Origin of the sequence: Archangium sp. (assembly GCF_036388035.1) — a bacterium.
Classification (GTDB): domain Bacteria; phylum Myxococcota; class Myxococcia; order Myxococcales; family Myxococcaceae; genus Archangium.
In genome coordinates, this window is sequence record NZ_DASVSO010000743.1 from 1 (window position 1) to 16,992 (window position 16,992).

Annotated in this window: 13 protein-coding genes; 7 read left to right on the top strand and 6 right to left on the bottom strand. The window is 70.2% G+C overall.

Features of this window, described 5'->3' with window-relative positions; genetic code table 11:
* Window positions 1-1,276 (top strand): serine/threonine protein kinase (locus VF697_RS30455; protein ID WP_331100410.1); only part of this gene is annotated, 1,276 nt, incomplete at its 5' end.
* A gap of 93 nt (window positions 1,277-1,369) precedes the next feature.
* Here VF697_RS30455 and VF697_RS30460 read toward each other — a convergent pair.
* The 6 genes from VF697_RS30460 to VF697_RS30485 all read right to left on the bottom strand — a co-directional run bounded on the left by VF697_RS30460 (window position 1,370) and on the right by VF697_RS30485 (window position 9,212).
* Window positions 1,370-2,008 (bottom strand): hypothetical protein, encoded by a 639-nt coding sequence (locus VF697_RS30460; RefSeq protein WP_331100411.1) that lies wholly within the window; start codon window positions 2,006-2,008, stop codon window positions 1,370-1,372.
* A 275-nt stretch (window positions 2,009-2,283) separates the two neighbouring features.
* Window positions 2,284-3,375 (bottom strand): glycosyltransferase, encoded by a 1,092-nt coding sequence (locus VF697_RS30465; RefSeq protein ID WP_331100412.1) that lies wholly within the window; start codon window positions 3,373-3,375, stop codon window positions 2,284-2,286.
* Window positions 3,372-4,490 carry a glycosyltransferase family 4 protein gene (locus VF697_RS30470; RefSeq protein ID WP_331100413.1) on the bottom strand — a complete coding sequence of 373 codons (1,119 nt, stop codon included), beginning with the start codon at window positions 4,488-4,490 and terminating at the stop codon, window positions 3,372-3,374. The genes VF697_RS30465 and VF697_RS30470 overlap by 4 nt, the downstream gene beginning before the upstream one ends.
* Window positions 4,487-5,836: a hypothetical protein gene (locus VF697_RS30475; RefSeq protein WP_331100414.1), complete on the bottom strand. Its 1,350-nt coding sequence runs from the start codon at window positions 5,834-5,836 to the stop codon at window positions 4,487-4,489. The genes VF697_RS30470 and VF697_RS30475 overlap by 4 nt, the downstream gene beginning before the upstream one ends.
* Window positions 5,833-6,969, bottom strand: a complete 1,137-nt coding sequence (locus tag VF697_RS30480; protein WP_331100416.1) for a glycosyltransferase — start codon at window positions 6,967-6,969, stop codon at window positions 5,833-5,835. Before VF697_RS30480 ends, VF697_RS30475 begins: the two co-directional genes overlap by 4 nt.
* A 14-nt stretch (window positions 6,970-6,983) precedes the next feature.
* Entirely contained in the window at window positions 6,984-9,212 is a 2,229-nt protein-coding gene (locus tag VF697_RS30485; protein WP_331100418.1) for a GumC family protein, read from the bottom strand.
* Window positions 9,213-9,379: 167 nt separating this feature from the next.
* On the opposite strand from VF697_RS30485, the gene VF697_RS30490 reads away from it, so the two are divergent.
* From VF697_RS30490 to mfd, 6 genes are all read left to right on the top strand, one after another.
* Window positions 9,380-10,717, top strand: coding sequence for a bifunctional glycosyltransferase/class I SAM-dependent methyltransferase (locus VF697_RS30490; RefSeq protein WP_331100420.1), 1,338 nt, complete (start codon window positions 9,380-9,382; stop codon window positions 10,715-10,717).
* Between the two features lie 8 nt (window positions 10,718-10,725).
* The gene (locus VF697_RS30495; protein WP_331100422.1) at window positions 10,726-11,073 is read left to right on the top strand and encodes a P-II family nitrogen regulator; all 348 of its coding nucleotides are present in this window, start codon (window positions 10,726-10,728) and stop codon (window positions 11,071-11,073) included.
* Complete coding sequence (locus VF697_RS30500) at window positions 11,070-12,695, top strand: hypothetical protein (protein WP_331100424.1); 1,626 nt, start codon at window positions 11,070-11,072, stop codon at window positions 12,693-12,695. The genes VF697_RS30495 and VF697_RS30500 overlap by 4 nt, the downstream gene beginning before the upstream one ends.
* Window positions 12,696-12,779: 84 nt before the next feature.
* Window positions 12,780-13,103, top strand: a complete 324-nt coding sequence (locus VF697_RS30505; protein ID WP_331100426.1) for a cytochrome c — start codon at window positions 12,780-12,782, stop codon at window positions 13,101-13,103.
* 71 nt (window positions 13,104-13,174) lie between these two features.
* Window positions 13,175-13,378, top strand: a complete 204-nt coding sequence (locus tag VF697_RS30510) for a hypothetical protein (RefSeq protein WP_331100428.1) — start codon at window positions 13,175-13,177, stop codon at window positions 13,376-13,378.
* 122 nt (window positions 13,379-13,500) lie between these two features.
* Window positions 13,501-16,992, top strand: a 3,492-nt coding sequence (gene mfd, locus VF697_RS30515) for a transcription-repair coupling factor (RefSeq protein ID WP_331100430.1), incomplete at its 3' end; no start/stop codon positions are given.

A 16,992-nucleotide genomic window follows, 5' to 3' on the forward strand; every position in this document is an offset into this window, starting at 1 on the left:
CCGCCGCGAGGACGGCAGGCCCTTCCTCATCGACTTCGGCACCGCGCGCCTGCCGGGCACCCTCACGAAAACAATGGGCCTGCCCGAGGGCGTGCTGCACCTGGTGCCGCCCGAGCTCCTGGCCTACACGCGCCGCGAGGCCTGGAAGCGGAACGAGCCCTTCCAGGGAGGCGTGCCCGCGGACTTGTACGCCTTGGGCGTGCTGCTCTACCAGTCCCTCACCGACCTCCACCCTTTCGACCCCGAGTTGCCGGACAAGGAGTTGCTGGCCGCCATCGCCACCGTGCCCCCAACGGCGCCCCATCTCCTCAACCCCCTGGCGCCGCGATCCCTGAGCGACATCGCCATGAAGTTGCTGGAAAAGAAACCCGAGGAGCGCTACCCCAGCACCGAGGCGCTGCGGCAGGCGCTGGAGAAGGCCGCCGAGAACGAGAGACAGTCCCCTGCCTGGAAGGTGCCGCTCTTTCCCGCCGAGGACGGCCCGGCAGAGCCACCGCCCCAGGAGGAAGCAGCACCGCCAGCCCCGTCGCTGGAAACGGCGCGCGGGGCCCCGGAGGAGACACTGCCTCCCGCTGACGACGCCCAGGCAGAGGCACAACAGGAGCTCCCTGGTCGCCAGCGCCGCGCGAGGTGGCCCCGGGTCCTGCTCGTGAGCTTGACGGTGCTCGGCCTTGCCTTGTGGCTGGCGCACTCCACACTCGCGCCCCCACCCGAGGCGCTAATGCCTGGGTCTGGCCGTTCCGAGAAAGGAAGCCCGCCCGTGTCCACCCCCGCCCGCTCCACTCCCTCGAGTTTCCTCACCGCCTGGCTGTGCGCCGTCGCTGGCCTTGGCTGCCCCGCGGCCCAGGTGCGGCCTCCAGAGCCCGCGGACTGCCCCAAGGAGGCGACCGAGGCCATGTTCGGGGAGTTGAAGATTTACACGGGTCACAACATACAGGCCGTCGTAGACATCAATCAGCCTGGCGATTTCAGCGATGTGGGCGCCTACCAGGATGGCCCCGTCATCGGCCGCATCACGAGGGGGAGTGGCAACCTGCTCGAGGGGACGCTGCTACACGGTCGCCTCTGGACGGGCCCCGACATCTACTGGAACGAGCGCCCGGCCGTCATGGGCCGCTACACGCTGGCCATCCTGCCCGATGGGCGGAAGTACCCCGTGTGCATCGTGCTGGGTAACTGGGACGAAGGGCGAGTGCCCATGCACGAAGGCTCCGCGGCCGGTGCCGCCGTGATGAACCGGCAACTGCCCGTGAGCGCCGTCGAGCGTTGGCCGTGAGGGGGCCAGGAAAGACGCGAGGAGGGAACACCCGCCATGTCTGGTCGGCGTCCCTCCTCGCGCGGTCACCTCACCTCACGCGGAGGCGGGGCCCTACTTCGCCAACAGGGAGGGCTGGGCCTCCAGGCCCTCCTGGAGCGCCTGGATGAGCCGCGTCACCTCCTGCATGGGCACGTTCTGCAGGTTGAGGAACGTCTTGCCATCCTCGTTGTGCGCGGAGAAGCGCACCTGCGCCACCCCGTTGAAGTTGCGGAAGAGGCTGTCCTCGAAGAACAGCAGCCGCGCCTGGTCCGGCACGGGCACCCGCACCGGGGGCGGAGCCTTCTTGGCCCGCGTGGCCCGCTCCACCTCCTCCACGCTGCAGTCGCTGAAGGGCTTCGTCACCACCTTGCCGTCCTCCTGCGGCACGTCGATGGTCAGGAGTCCCGGGTCCGACCCCATGGCGCCGCCCGTCGCCTCCACGTAGCTGATGAGGGCACGGAGGTTGAACATGCCGTACTGCGTGCACACCGACTCCGGGAACTGGCGGGCCACCGTGCCGTACGCGCTCAGGGTGGCCTGCGAGAGCCCCTTCACATGCTTGTTGAAGTACGCCCGGGAGGTCTTGTACCCGGCCAGCTCCGCCAGCTTCCGGCTCACGATGTGGTTGTAGAGCGTGCCGATCTGATGCGCGGCGGTGCTGCCCTGCTGGACCAACACATTCATCGTGCTGGTGGCCTCATCGAGCGTCATGTCAATGACAGCCAGCCCCGGCCTGGCAGCCAGCCTCGTACCGCTGGACAGGCGCTTTGTGACAGGAACAGTCCACACTTCTAGTTGACTAGAACCATCGCACATAAACCCACATCACTTCTAGTCGACTAGAACTGGGCTGCACCGAAGGCGGATTTCCGCACTGTCCACCCTGGGCCGGGTCCCCCCTCGGTTGATGCAAGGAGCCCCTGGCACCACACCGGAAAAGGCACTCAGCCCTCGCCAGTGCCAGCCTCGGGCCATGTCCCACTGAGCTACCGGGTCGTCACCCGCTCCAGCAGCTCGCGGACGCGGGCGCCGAGCACCGCGTAATCAAACCGCTCACGCGCCACGTCCACCAGGGCCTCTCCGGCCCGGAGCCGCTCGGGCCGGGCCAGCAGCCCCTCCACCCGCTCGGCGAGCCGGGCGGGGTAGGCGCGATCCACCACGCCCTCGTACGGCACGCGCATCTCCTCGGGCAGCACGAGCGAGGCCTCCCCCACGTCGGTGGCGAGCACATACCGCCCATTGGCCATGTACAGGGGCAGCTTCCCCGTGGTGCGCACCCGGCCGACCACGTCGTTGCTCTGCGTGGACAGGACGACATCCATCACCCCGAGGTACTCGGGCACGCTCTCATACGGGATGCGGTCGATGAAGGTCATCTGCCCTTCGAGGCCATAGCGCCGGCACCACTCGCGCAGGTGGGGCACACCGCTGCCGTCTCCGATGAGCACGCCCCTCACGGGCCGCCCCTTCATCACCCGCATCAGCTCCACCAGCTCCCAGCCCACGCACACCTGGAGCTTCTCGCTCCAAATGGTCGAGCCCAGGATGCCCACGGTCAGCACGCCCTCCAGCCCCAGCCGTCGGCGCAGCTCCGTGGCGGGGCGCGCGAGGAACGCCCCCACGTGCACCCCATCCTGGATGACGGTGCTCTCCAGCCCCTGCTCCGCCAGCAGCCGCTGGTGGAAGGTGCCGCGCACCACCACGGCATCCGCGGTGCGCAGGCCAAACTGTTCGAGCCCCTCGGTGAGCAGCTCCCCCACCCGGCCCCGTCCGCCCACGGAGCGTGCGAGGGCGGCGATGGCATCCCCGGTGTCCACCACGCGCGGGCAGCGCGCCCGGAGCGCGTGCAGGGCCGCGGCGGCCACCCCCGAGTACCCCAGGTCCATCACGTACAGCACGTCCGGCCGCAGCGAGCGCAGGGCCGCCGTCAGCTCGGCGATGGCACGCACCTTCCGGGGCGCACGGTGCAGCAGCGTGCAGTCGAACGTGCTTTCCAACTCCCGGGCGAAGGACTCGGCGCGGGTGCTCATGGCACTCCCCGGCGTGCCATTCACCACGAAGGCCACCCGCTTCTTCATACGCGACGCTCCCGCACCTGCGCATAGACCTCGAGCGTCTGGCGGGCCACCTCGTCCCAGGTGCACCGCTCCGCCCGGACCCGGGCCGCCCGGCCCAGACGCTCGGAGAAGGCCACATCCCCGGCCAGCTCGCGCATCGCCGCCGCGAGCGCCTCCACGTCTCCCGCCTCGTCCAGCAGCAGCCCGTCCTCGCGGTGGGTGATGAGCTCCGAGGCCCCGGCGGCGCGCGAGACGATGACGGGCAGCCCGGCGGCCATGGCCTCGGTGACGACCATGCCGAAGGCGTCATAGGGCGTGGGGCAGACGAAGAGATCGGCCGCGGCGTAGAAGCGCTCGATGGCGTCGGTGGGCGGATGGAAGCGCACGCGGGCGCCGAGCCCCAACCGCTCCGCCCGCGCGCGCGTGGGGCCGGTGTCCCCCCGGGTGACGAGGTCCAGGGTGAGCCCCGGCACCCGGGCCAGCGCCTCCAGCGTCACGGCCGCGCCCTTGCGCAGGTCTCCCACGTAGAGGGCGGTCCGCTCCTCCAGCCCCACGCCGAGCGCCGCGCGCACTTCGCGCCGGGTGTCACCGCGCAGGGCCGGGGAGAAGCGCTCCACGTCCACGCCATGGTGGATGACCCGGGTGGGCCCCGTGCGTCCGTACAGCTCGCGCAGCTCCTCCTCCAGCCGGTGGGAGATGGCGATGACGGTGGCCCCGCCGGACGTCCGATAGAGGCGCTCCTCCAACGGCACCACCACGCGCTCGAAGAGCCGCTGGCGCGCGGTGTAGTCGTGGCCGAGCGCACGCTGGGCACGGAACCAGGAGCGGTTGCAGATGTGGGCGGTGATGACGTTGGCGCCCGTGGTGGCCAGCCCCTGCGCGTGGACGATGTCGAAGCCCCCGCCCCGTCCGAGCTGGAGGCTGGCCGAGGCATAGAAGGACAGCACGGTGGTGAGCGCGGTGGCGCGCACCGCGGGCACCCGGTGGAAGGTGATGCCCTCGGCGCCTCGCGAGTCGAAGCGGTGGGCGAAGACATGCACCTCGTGCCGGGCCCGGAAGCGCTCGGCCAGCTCCACCACGTAGCGGCTATGGCCGAAACCCCGGTTGTACTCGTGCACCACCAGGGCGATCCTCACGGCCGCACCACCTCCAGCGGCCCTACCCTCGGGGGCGTGGCGGGCACGGGCGCCTTCGCGGGAGCGGGCCGCCGCATCCCCACCACCGCGCCCATCCACAGCAGCAACAGGGCGGAGCCGGGAATGGAGGAGAGCGTCCCCGTGCCCAGGAAGGCCGTCATCCACATCACCAGCATGGACACCCACATCATGCGATCCGCCACCACGGGAGCCCCGCGGCGGCGCGGCGGCAACCGGGTGGCGAGCCAGCCCAGGAAGCACAGCCACAGCATCAGCCCGGGGAGTCCCTGCTCCAGGGCGATGCGGCCGAACTCATTCTCCAGGCCAATCTGTGGCCGGGCCAGGTCCATCAGGAAGAAGGGGATGCTCGTCCCCGCGGCGCTGCCCAGCCCACTGCCCATCGGGTAGTTGAGGAGGACGTTCGTCAGGCTCTCGTTCACGCTCGCGACCATCCGGTCCGACACGTAGCTGGTGTCCTGGAGCGTGAGGAAGCGCTGGAAGCGCTCGTTGGTCATCACGACGAGCCCCACGACGAGCCCCAGCCCCAACACCGACGCCAGCATCTTCATCGAGAAGCGGGAGACCACCAGCAGGAGGAGGATGGTGAGCGCGAGCTGCGCCACGGGGCTGCGCGCCGCGGAGATGAAGATGCCCAACACGCTGGCCACCAACATCGCGGTGGTGAGCAGGCGGTCCTTGGGGACGCGGATCCACCGGCGCACCAGCATCGGCAGCGACATCAGCATGGTGCCCGCGTAGGCATGCGCGCTGTTGAAGATGGACGGGATGCGCGGGAGCCTTTCCTCGCCCACGTCCGTGGAGTTGTAGATGATCTGCGAGGAGGCGTTGCGCGGGAAGAAGGGCTCCACGCCCAGGCGCAGCTCCGCCAGCGCGAAGACGAACGCCACCGCGTTGAGCCACAGCACCCACGTCCCGAAGGTGTCCAGCTCCTTCTCGTCCAGGCTCGCGCCGATGGTGATGAACGGCAGCAGGAGGATGGCCACCCGCAGGCCGACGATTTGAATGAAGAAGTGCTGCGAGTCGAGGAACGGCGACAGCACCAGGGTGAAGAGGGGCCAGAGCATCAGCACCTTCACCCACAGCCGCAGCGCCACGCCGTCCCGGCCGACCCGCGCCGCCCTCTTCCGTCGGGTGAAGAAGGCCAGGTAGAGGCCCACCACCGCGCCATCGAAGATGAAGTGGGAGAAGCCATCCAGGTAGCGGGCCCGGAGGATGCCGTAGAAGTAGCCGAACAGCATCAGCACGCCCAGGCCGTGGCCCGTGCCGCGCCGCGTGGCCACGAATGTCCCGAGGAGGGCGATGAGCGTGAGCCCGAATCCGATCATCCCCGCGCCTGCCTCGCCGCCAGGACGTCGCGGTACACGTCGAGCACGCGCTCGCCCATGCGCGACTGGGTGAACTCGGCCAGCACGCGCGCGCGGCCCGCCGCGCCCCAGGCCCGGCGCTGCTCCGGGTGGGCCAGCATCCGCCGCATGGCCGAGGCCAGCGCCGCCTCGTCCCCTGGCGGCACGGTGAGGCCGCTCTCCTCGTGGCGGCTGACGAAGGGCACCCCCGAGTCCAGGGCGGTGTTGATGACGGGCAGCTCACACGCCAGGGCCTCGAGCTGCACCAGCGCGAAGGCCTCGGCGCGGGTGACGGAGGACAGCACGTAGGCGTCGCACGCGTAGTAGAGCGTGGTGAGCGCCTCGTCCCCCAGGTGCCCGAGGAAGTGGACGCGAGCGGCCACGCCACACTCCCGGGCCAGCGCCTCCAGCTCCGCGCGCAGCGGCCCCTCGCCCACCAGCAGCAGGTGCGCGCCCTCCACCTGGCGCAGCGCGCGGATGGCGTGGTCGAAGCCCTTGTAATAGACGAGCCGCCCCACGCCCATCAGCAGCGGGGCCCCACCGTACCGGGCCCGCAGGGCCGCGGCCGCCGCCTCTCGCTCGGGCGTGCGCTGGAAGCGCGCCACGTCGATGCCGAAGGGCACCACGTGACACCGCGCCCGGTGCGCACGCAGCGCCTCGGACGTCTCCACGTAGTTGGGCGAGCCCACCAGGATGGCGTCCGCGCGCTCCAACACCCGCTGCATGAAGGGCTCGTACAGCTTGAGCAGCTGCTTCTGACGAACCACATCGCTGTGGTACGTGATGACGAGCCCGTGCCGTCTCGGCCGCACACTGCCCAGGTACCCCATCACCGCCATGGGGTGCGGGAAGTGCATGTGCAGCAGGTCATACCGGCGCCGGGACAGCTCCAGCGGCAGCGTGGGGTTGAGCGAGGTGGAGGCCACCTTCACCAGCTCGGCGCAGCGGGTGACGGGCACCCCGTGCACCACCTCGCGCACGGTGCGCGGGGCGGTGTGGGAGACGAGGACCTCCAGCTCCACGCGCCCCTGGAGCTCCGCGCACAAGCCCGAGAGGTGCGTCTCCATGCCGCCCCGGTAGGGGGCGTAGTACTTGCCGAGTTGGAGGACCTTCATGTCCGGAGCCCGTCTCAGGAGGCGGTGCGCCGCTCGTCGCGCTCGTCGCGCTCGCCGCGCTCGCCGCCGTAGGCGCGGTAGTCGTTGTAGACGTTGTAGTCGGAGCCGTACCTGCCGCCGCCCTTCACGTCCATGTGGTTGAGCAGGGCGCCGATGATGCGGGCCTTCACGTCCCGCAGCGAGCGGATGGCGCGCTTGGCCTGCTCGCGGTGCGTCCCCCCGGCCTTGAGCACCAGCAGGATGCCGTCCGCCTGCTTGGCGAGGACGAGCGCGTCCGAGACGGGCCCCAGGGGCGGGCTGTCCAGGAGGATGCAGTCGTAGCGCTCCTTGAGCTTCACCAGCAGCTCCGCGAAGGCGCGCGTGTGGAGCAGCTCGGCCGGGTTGGGGGGCAGCGGCCCGCAGGGCAGCACGAAGAGGTTGGGCACGTCCGTGGACTTGATGGCACGCTCCAGCGAGCCCTCGCCCACCACCAGCGAGCTGACACCCACGTCGTCGGGCACGCCGAAGGCCCGGTGCAGGCGAGGCAGGCGCATGTCCGTGTCCATCAGCAGCACCCGGGTACCCGTCTGCGCCATCACCATGCCCAGGTTGATGACGGCGGTGGACTTGCCCTCGGCGGACCCCGCCGAGCTGACCACCACCGTGCGGAAGGGCTTGTCCGGCGACATGAAGAGGAGGTTGGTGCGGATGGCCCGGCACATCTCGGCCGCGGGGGAGCGCGGGTGGCGTTGGATGAAGAGGTCCGCCGAGCCCCCGTCCACCTCGGAGCGCAGGGGCGGCATGGCCCCGATGAAGGGCAGCCCCAGCCGCTCCTCCACGTCCGCGCGGCTGACCACGCTCGCGTCGAGGAATTCCAGCGCCAGCACCAGCGCCACGCCGCCCATCACCCCCAGCATCAAGAAGAGCAGCAGCGCGCTCCGGGTGTTGGGCCGCACCGGCACCGGGTTGGGGATGGCCGCGTCCAGCACGCGCACGTTGCTGGTGCGCAGCAGGCCCGACAGCTCCAAGTCCTTGAAGCGCTTGAGGACCATCTCGTACAGGCGCTGGTCGTTCTGCGCCTCGCGCTGGAGCTTCTCGTAGGCGATCTCCTTCTCCGTCACCTGGAAGGCCTCGGTCTTGGCCTTGCTCACCAGCGCCAGGAGGTTGCGCTCGTTGGCCTGGGCCGCGGCCAGGTCCGTCTCCGCGCCGCGCACGAGGTTGTCCAGGCTGTGCCGCAGCTCCTGCTGCACCACGACCAGCTTCTGCTGGCACTCCTGCATCTTGGGGTGCTCGGCCAGGTAGCGCCCGGACAGCTCCACGCAGGCGGTGCGCTGCGCCAGCACCTGGTTGCGCAGCTCGCGCAGGGGGCCCGTGCCCGCCTCCGTGAGACCCTCGGCCCAGTGCTCCGCGTCGGCGCTGGCGCTCGTGCGCAGCTGGCGCATGGAGTCCACGCGGGCCTGGAGGGCGGCCATCCTCGTGCGCACGTCGATGAGCTCGGCCATGTAGCGGTCGTAGGCCTGCTTCGCCGTGCTCTGCTGCTGCGGCGCCCCGCCCTTGCCCTCGACGCTGATGGAGAGCATGTCCGCGCCGCGCTTGAACTTGTAGAGGTCCAGCTCGCTGCTGCTGGCGCGCGTGCCCAGCTCGCTCAGGCGCTCCTCGAGCCAGGCGCTGGCGCCCTCGGTCGTCTTCAGGCGAAGGGCGAGGTTCTCCGCGATGTAGGCCTCGGCCACCTCGTTGGCCAGCAGCGCCGCGCGCTTGGGGTCCATGTCCTCCACGGCGATGCGCAGCACGCGCGAGTTGGACGAGGGAATGACGGCGATGCGCGAGCGCACCAGCGACACCGCGTCGACGGAGGCCATGGCCTTCTTGCGCGCCTCCGGGTCCTGGATGCCCTCCACCCCGAGGAAGGCCGGGTCATTGCCCAGGCCCAACCGGTCCACCACCCGCGAGGCCACCGAGCGCGAGGTAATCACCTCGCTCTGGGTGGTGTAGTACTCCTTGTTCGCCCAGTAGTTGCCCCGCTCGTCGCCCATCACCTCCTTGACGTCGGCGTCCAGGACGCGAGGCGCGGCGACGTCGATGATGAGGGAGGTGCTCGCCGTGTAGATCTTCGGCTGGCGCAGGGTGTGGAACGTGCCCGCGAGCAGCACCACGGCCATCACGGCGAGGATGAGCCACTTGCGCCGCCAGAGCGCGCGGACGTACTGCATCACGTCCAGCGAGGGCTCGGGGGCCTCGAGGGCCTCGTTCGGGGTCTCTTCCAAGTCGCTCTCCTGCCAGGGCTCTGGCCAACCGAGGCGCGGCCAAGGGGTCAGAGTGCCCCGGCACACCCAGGGGGTCAATCTTCACGGACTCGCCCGGATGCCCTCCGGGCGCGCGCCCCGTACACGCGCGCGAGCACCCGTGTCAGGGGTGTGGTAGTCACGGCGCCGTGAACCCGTCTGCCTCGTTCATCATTCCCTTCATCCCGGCCTCCGCCCCCGTGGCCTCGCGCTTCGCCCACACGCTCGCCTCTCGGGGAGCGCAGGTGATTCTCGCGGGCGAGGGGCCGATCGAGGTCCCTTCCGCGCCGAACATCCAGGTGCTCCAGGGGCTGCCGGGTAAGGGAGCGGCCATCCGGGCGGCGCTCGGTCGGGTCACGGGCGACATCACCGTCCTCCAGGACGCGGACTCGGCCTACTCCCTGGAGTCCTGCGAGGCGCTCTGCCGCCCCATCCACGAGGACACGGCGGATGCGGTGTTCGGCAATCGGCGGATGGTGGGGCTGGAGACGGAGTTGCTGGCGGATCGCGCCCTGGGCCAGGTCACCCGCTTCGTCACCGATGTGGCCCTGACGGATCCGCTGTGCGGCCAGCGGGCCTTCCGCACCGAGGCCCTCAAGTCGGTGGCGCTCACCAGCGACGACGACGCGGTGGACGCGGAGATCGTCGTGAAGCTGGCGGCGCAGCTCTTCCGGCTGGCGGAGGTGCCGCTGGTGCTGGAGGCCAAACCGCACCGGCCGCTGGGCTCGCAGCTCGCGCGGTTGCGCACGCTGGTGCGCTACGCCACCGTCCAGAACGACGCGGACAACCAGCACGAGGGCTACACCACGCTGGAGCGCATGGACGGCGCCAACAACTACAACGCGTGGCTGGGGCAGCGCTTCCGCGAGCACCTGGGCCGGCGCGTGCTGGAGATCGGCGCGGGCATCGGCACCATCACGCAGAAGCTCGAGCCGGGGCTGGAGTTGCTCATCGCGCTCGAGGTGGACCGCTTCTACGTGGACCGGCTGAAGAACAAGTTCCGGGGCAAGCCGCACGTGCGGCCGTACCTGTCGGACGTGGCGCTGGCGGACTGGGAGGCGCTCAAGGCCGAGCGGCTGGACACCATCGTCCTGTCCAACGTGCTGGAGCACATCCCGGACGATGCCTCGGCGGTGCGCCGCTTCCGGCAGATCCTCCACCCGGGCGGCCGGGTGCTGGTGCTGGTGCCGGCGCTGCCGCAGCTCTTCGGCTCCATCGACGAGGCGGTGGGGCACTACCGGCGCTACACGCCGTCCGCCCTGCGCGAGGTGCTGGGGCAGAACGGCTTCGAGCTGGAGCGGCTCGAGTGGATGAACCTGGTGGGCATTCCGGGCTGGTTCATGAACAGCCGGGTGATGCGCCGCCGCTCGGTGCCCAAGCTCCAGCTCAAGGTGTATGACCGGCTCGCCCCGCTGCTGGCCCGGGCCGAGAGTCATGTGAAGCTGCCCGTGGGAATGAGCCTCTTCGCGGTGGCACGCGCCACCTGAGGTGCCGGATGAAGAAGATCGAAGCCATCATCAAGCCGTTCAAGCTGGATGACGTGAAGGATGCCCTCCACGAGGTGGGCGTGCACGGCCTCACGGCGGTGGAGGTGAAGGGGTTCGGCCGGCAGAAGGGCCACACGGAGCTCTACAAGGGCGCCGAGTACGTCGTGGACTTCCTCCCCAAGGTGAAGGTGGAGGTGGTGGTGGACGACGACCTGGTGGCGCGGGTGGTGGACGCCATCGTGCGCGCGGCCCGCTCCGGCACCGAGGGGAAGATTGGCGACGGGAAGATTTTCGTCCTGCCGGTGGACGAGGCCGTGCGCATCCGCACGGGGGAACGCGGCAGCGACGCGCTGTGAGTGCGCTGCCCGAGCCCCGTGCCCCGCGCGCGGTGTACGCGGTGCTCGTGGCGCTGTACGTGCTGCTGTTCCCCTACCACCCCGGCCTGCGCTCGCCCAATGAGCTGTGCCGGCTGTGGCAGACGCGCGCGCTGGTGGAGTACGGGACGCTCGACATCAACCGGGCGCTCCAGGACTTCGGCTACGTGGGGGACCTGTCGGTGAAGGACGGGAAGTACTACCCGTCCAAGGCCCCCCTGCTGTCCTTCGCCGCGGTGCCGGTGTACGCGGTGCTGCGCTGGTGGGGCGGGGGCTTCCTCTACGCCGTGCCCGAGGTGCCGCTCGTCTTCTTCAGCCGGCTGCTCCTCACGGTGCTGCCCACGCTCTTCATGCTGGGACTCGTGCGCCGCTTCCTGCGGGCGTACCTGTCGCCGGAGGTGGCGGACGCGGTGACGGTGACGTACGGGCTGGGCTCGCTGGCGTTCAGCTACTCGCTGCTCTTCATGAGCCACCAGACGACGGCGGTGCTGCTCTTCGGCGGCTTCTACGCGCTGTGGCGGCTGGCGCGCGGCGAGTGGCGGGAGCGGGGCTACCTCGTGGCGGGCGCGTGCGCGGGCGCCACGGTGGCCGCCGAGTACACCGGCGCGCTCGGCGTGCTGGGGCTGGTGCTGTACGCGGTGCTGACCGTGCTGGGGCGCGAGGAGCCGCCGCGCGCGCGGTGGGTGCGCCTGGGGCGAGGGGCCGGGCTGGCCCTGCTGGGAGCGCTGCCCTTCGTGGTGGGGCTGATGCTCTACCACCAGGCGGCCTTCGGGCACCCGCTGGAGAGCGGGTACAAGTACCTCAACGACGCGGCCTACCAGCCGTGGCACCTGGGCGGCTTCCTGGGCATCCGCTATCCGGATCCGCGCGCCTTCGCCCTGTCCTTCTTCTCGCCGCTGCGGGGGCTGTTCACCCTGTCGCCCTTCCTGCTGCTCGCGCTGCCCGGCCTGGGGGTGCTGCGGCGCGAGGCGCGCGGCCGCGGGGAGATGCGGGCCCACCTGTGGCTCGTGGTGGCGCTGCTCGCCGGGTACACGTACTTCACCTCGTCCTTCTCGTATGACTCGTGGGGCTGGACGACGGGCCCGCGTCACCTGACGGGGCTGGTGCCCTTCCTGCTGCTGCCCGCGGGCCTGTTGCTGGAGTGGCTGCGGGGCTCGGGCCGCCCGGCACTCCTGGGCCCGGCCGCGGCCCTGTGCGCCGCGTCCATCGCGTTCACCGGCGTGGCCACCTTCGTCAATTACATCCCCGATGACGTGTCCAACGCGGTCCTCGGGCTGGCGGTGCCCCTGCTGAAGGACGGCTACCTGCCGCCGAACCTCCCGCAGTTCATGGGGCTCGGCAATCCGGTGGCCGGGGTGCTGCTGCTCCTGGCGCTGCTCGGACTGGCCGGGTGGGTCTTCGTGCGGCTCGCGGCGAGCGGGTCCCGCTGGCCGGCCCCGGCTCCGCTCGTGGCCGGGCTCGTGGCCTTCGGTGTATTGCTCGGCGCGCAGGCCGCGACGGTGAAGCACCACCCGGCGGACAGGGGCGCGGTGCGCTTCCTCGAGCAGCTGTGGCTCGTGCCACCCGGACGCGCAGTAGAGTTCTGGCCGCCCGCCGCGCCTTGAGGAGTCCCCCCTAGTCACCACCGCCCCTGTCGGTCGACACTGCGCTCCATCCCCGAGCCACCTCCCGCCTGGAGACCTCCCATCATGAAGACCCGGTACGCCCTGCTGCTCTCCCTCTCGCTGGCCACCGCCGCCCACGCCGCCGATGACGTCGTCGAGCTGTGGACGGCCAAGTGCAAGTCCTGTCATGGCACGGATGGCCGCGCCCAGACGCCCATGGGGAAGAAGGAGGCCATCGTCGATATGTCCCAGGCGGCCTGGCAGACGGCCCAGAGCGACGCGGACATCCGCGAGTCCATCGCCGAGGGCTCGCCCCGCAACAAGAAGATGAAGGCCTTCAAGGACAAGCTCACCCCCGAGCAGCTCGACTCGCTCGTCGCCTACATCCGCACCCTCAAGAAGGGCTGAGCCCCCCACCGGGAGGGGCGTGAATATCCCGCCCCCCTGCCCCGTCCGAGGACTCGACTGGAGGCTCCCCCATGCGCACCCTCGCCACCGCCCTCTTCTCCCTCGTCGTCCTCGCCGGGCTCCTGGACTCGCCCGGCCCGAGGACCCAGGCCATGGCCCAGGCCCGGCACACCACCGACTCCGCCCTCACCCGCGGTGACGGAAAGGACGGGGGCGACACCGGGGGGGATGACGACGAGGATGACGACGATGAGGAAGTCCGGACGATGGGGTGAGTAGGCGATTGTGGGCCCTGGGTGCTGGGTAACTGTCGCCTCCCCGGCCCCTCGCTCTTCCGTTGACCCACACCAGTCCGGCTCCTAATTACCGGGAGGGCCCTCATGAGGCGCCCTCACGGATGGAAACTCCTTTCAAGCAGAAGCTCGATGTAGAGGCACTTCGCGCGCCTCCGGTGGCAGGGGACCCCTTCGCCCGCGTGGTGGAGCTGCTCCGCCCCGGACAGCGTGTCCGCACGCAGGGGCTCCAGGGAGCCGCTCGCGGGCATGCGCTCGCCCGACTCGCGCGCACCCTCCAGGCTCCCCTCGTCTGCATCGCCCCGGATGAAGAGGCCGCGGATGCGCTCGCGAATGACCTCGCCTTCTTCCTCGGCGGCCGGGGGAGCGCGCGCGAGCCCCACGTCCTCCGCCTGCCGGCCGACGAGGTGCTCCCCTACGACGAGCTCTCCCCGGACGCGGACGTCATCGCGGACCGGCTCGGCGCCCTCTTCCACCTGCGCCAGGGCACCCGCTTCCCCGCGCTCGTGCTGTCGATGCGCGGCCTCTTCCGCAAGGTGCTGCCCCCGCGGGTGATGGGCGAGCTGTCCGAGCGCGTCGGCGTGGGCCAGGACTTCGACCGGGACGCGCTCGCCCGCAAGCTCGCCAACATGGGCTACCAGAGCAGCCCGCTCGTCGAGGATCTGGGCACCTTCTCCGTGCGCGGCGGCCTCATCGACGTCTTCAGCCCGCTCTACGACAAGCCCGTCCGCATCGAGTTCTTCGGCGACACCATCGAGTCCATCCGCGTCTTCGATCCAGAGTCGCAGCGCACCGTGGACTCGCTCAAGGAGATCATCCTCCTGCCCGCGCGCGAGGTCATCTTCTCCGAGCTGACGCGCTCGCGCGCCGAGTCCGCGGCCCGCGCCGTCGCCGACCGCATCAACCTGCCCACCACGAAGCTGCGCGAGCAGCTCGACGCCATCCGCGAGGGCCTGCCCGGCTTCGGCCTGGAGGGGCTGCTGCCCGGCTTCTTCGAGGGAGGCCTGGGCACCCTCTTCGACTACCTGACCCTGTGGCACAAGGAGCCGCTCTTCTACCTGGACGACCCCCTGGGCCTCGAGCGCATCGCCGAGGAGCTGTGGACGGAGGTGGAGCGCTCGGCCCACGCCGCCGACGAGCGGCAGGACCTCACCTGCCCGCCCCGGGAGCACTTCCTCACCCACGAAGAGGTCAACCAGAAGCTCACGGCCTTCCGCGTGATGGAGGGCGGGGGCCTGTCGCTCACCCAGAGCGAGCTGCCGCCGGTGCTCTTCTCCTTCGCCACCACCGAGGACGTGCGCCAGGCCATCGTCGCCCACCACGGTGAGGAGGGCGCGCTCACCCCGCTCGTCGAGCGCCTCCAGCGCTGGCGCGACTCGCGCGTCGCCTGCGCCGTGGCCTGCGGCACCTTGAGCCAGGCGGATCGCCTCAAGCGCCTGCTGCTGGACCGCAACGTGATGGTGCGCGTCCACACCGAGGCGCTCGAGGATGCGTCCAAGCTCTACGAGCCCTCCGTCTACGCCCACCTCTTCACGGGCGAGGTGAGCCACGGCTTCGTGGACGGCGCCGGTGGCATCGCCGTGCTCTCCGACGAGGAGATTTTTGGCGCCCGGGCCCGCCGCCGCGTGCGGCGCTCGAAGCGCCTGGATGCCTTCGCCTCGGGCTTCAAGGACCTCAAGGAAGGCGACCTCATCGTCCACACCGACTTCGGCATCGGCCGCTACGCGGGCCTGACGAAGATGCAGGTGAATGGCGTGCCCGGGGACTTCCTCGTCCTCGAGTACCTGGGCAAGGACAAGATCTACCTCCCGGTGAGCCGCATGCGGCTCATCCAGAAGTTCACCGGTGGCGACCCCACCAAGGTGGTGCTGGACAAGCTGGGGACCACGTCCTGGGAGAAGACGAAGAAGCGGGTCAAGGAGCAGCTGCTCAAGATGGCGGCCGAGCTCCTCAACATCGCGGCGGCCCGCCGGGCGCACCCGGGCCACGCCTTCAGCCCACCGGACCGGTACTACGCCCAGTTCGAGGCGGACTTCGAGTTCGAGGAGACGCCGGACCAGGCCAAGGCCATCGAGGACGTGCTCAACGACATGCAGAAGTCCGAGCCGATGGACCGGCTCGTCTGCGGCGACGTGGGCTACGGCAAGACGGAGGTGGCGATGCGCGCCGCCTTCAAGGCCACGTTGGATCGCAAGCAGGTGGCGGTGCTGGTGCCCACCACGGTGCTGGCGCAGCAGCACTACCTATCCTTCAAGAAGCGCTTCAAGGACTACCCCGTCGCGGTGGAAGTCATCTCCGGCATGAAGAAGCCGCAGGAGGTGCGCGAAATCCTCAAGCGCGCCAAGGAGGGCAAGGTCGACATCCTCATCGGCACGCACAAGCTGCTGGCCGGGGACGTGTCCTTCAAGGACCTGGGGCTGCTCGTGGTGGACGAGGAGCAGCGCTTCGGGGTGAAGCACAAGGAGCAGATCAAGCGGCTGCGCGCGCTGGTGGACGTGCTCACGCTGTCGGCGACGCCCATTCCCCGCACGCTGCACATGGCCATGTCGGGCGTGCGCGAGATGAGCATCATCGCCACGCCGCCGCAGGACCGGCGCGCCATCCGCACCTTCGTGCTGAAGTTCGACGAGCAGACCATCAAGGACGCCATCGAGCGAGAGATCGCCCGCGGCGGTCAGGTCTTCTTCGTGCACAACCGGGTGGAGTCCCTCCCCTCGATGGAGGAGCTGCTCAAGAAGCTCGTGCCCCACATCTCGGTGGGCGTGGCGCACGGGCAGATGGGCGAGGGCCAGCTCGAGAAGGCGATGCTGGACTTCACCGAGAAGAAGCACCAGGTGCTGCTGTGCACCAGCATCATCGAGAGCGGCATCGACATCTCGAGCGCCAACACGATGATCGTCAACCGGGCGGACACGTTCGGTCTGGCGCAGCTCTACCAGCTCCGAGGCCGCGTGGGCCGCGCGAAGGAGCGCGCGTACGCGTACCTGCTGGTACCGGCACGGCGCACCGTCACCAAGGACGCGCAGCGACGCCTGGAGGTGCTGCAACGCTTCACCGAGCTGGGCGCGGGCTTCTCCATCGCGAGCCACGACCTGGAGATTCGTGGCGCGGGCAACCTGCTGGGCTCCGAGCAGTCGGGCTCCATCTCGGCGATTGGCTTCGACCTGTACGCGCAGCTGCTGGAGGAGGCGGTGTCCGAGGTGCGAGGCGAGCCGCCCCGGGTGCAGATCGAGCCCGAGGTCATCCTGCCGATGGCGGCGCTCATCCCGGACGACTACGTCTCGGACGTGCACCAGCGACTGGTCTTCTACAAGCGCTTCAGCCAGGCGAGCAATCCGGACGAGGTCCAGGACCTGCGCTCCGAGCTGGTGGACCGCTTCGGCGAGGCCCCGGACGAGGTGGACTACCTCTCGGAGCAGACACTGCTGAAGATCGACATGCGGGACCTGCGGCTGCGCGCGCTGGAGGGAGGCCCGGGCCGGCTGGTGGTGACGCTGGGGGCGGACGCGCTGCTGGACGGGATGAAGGTGGCGGGACTGGTGCAGCGCTCCAAGGGTGTCTACCGGCTCACTCCAGACATGAAGCTGGTGGTGAAG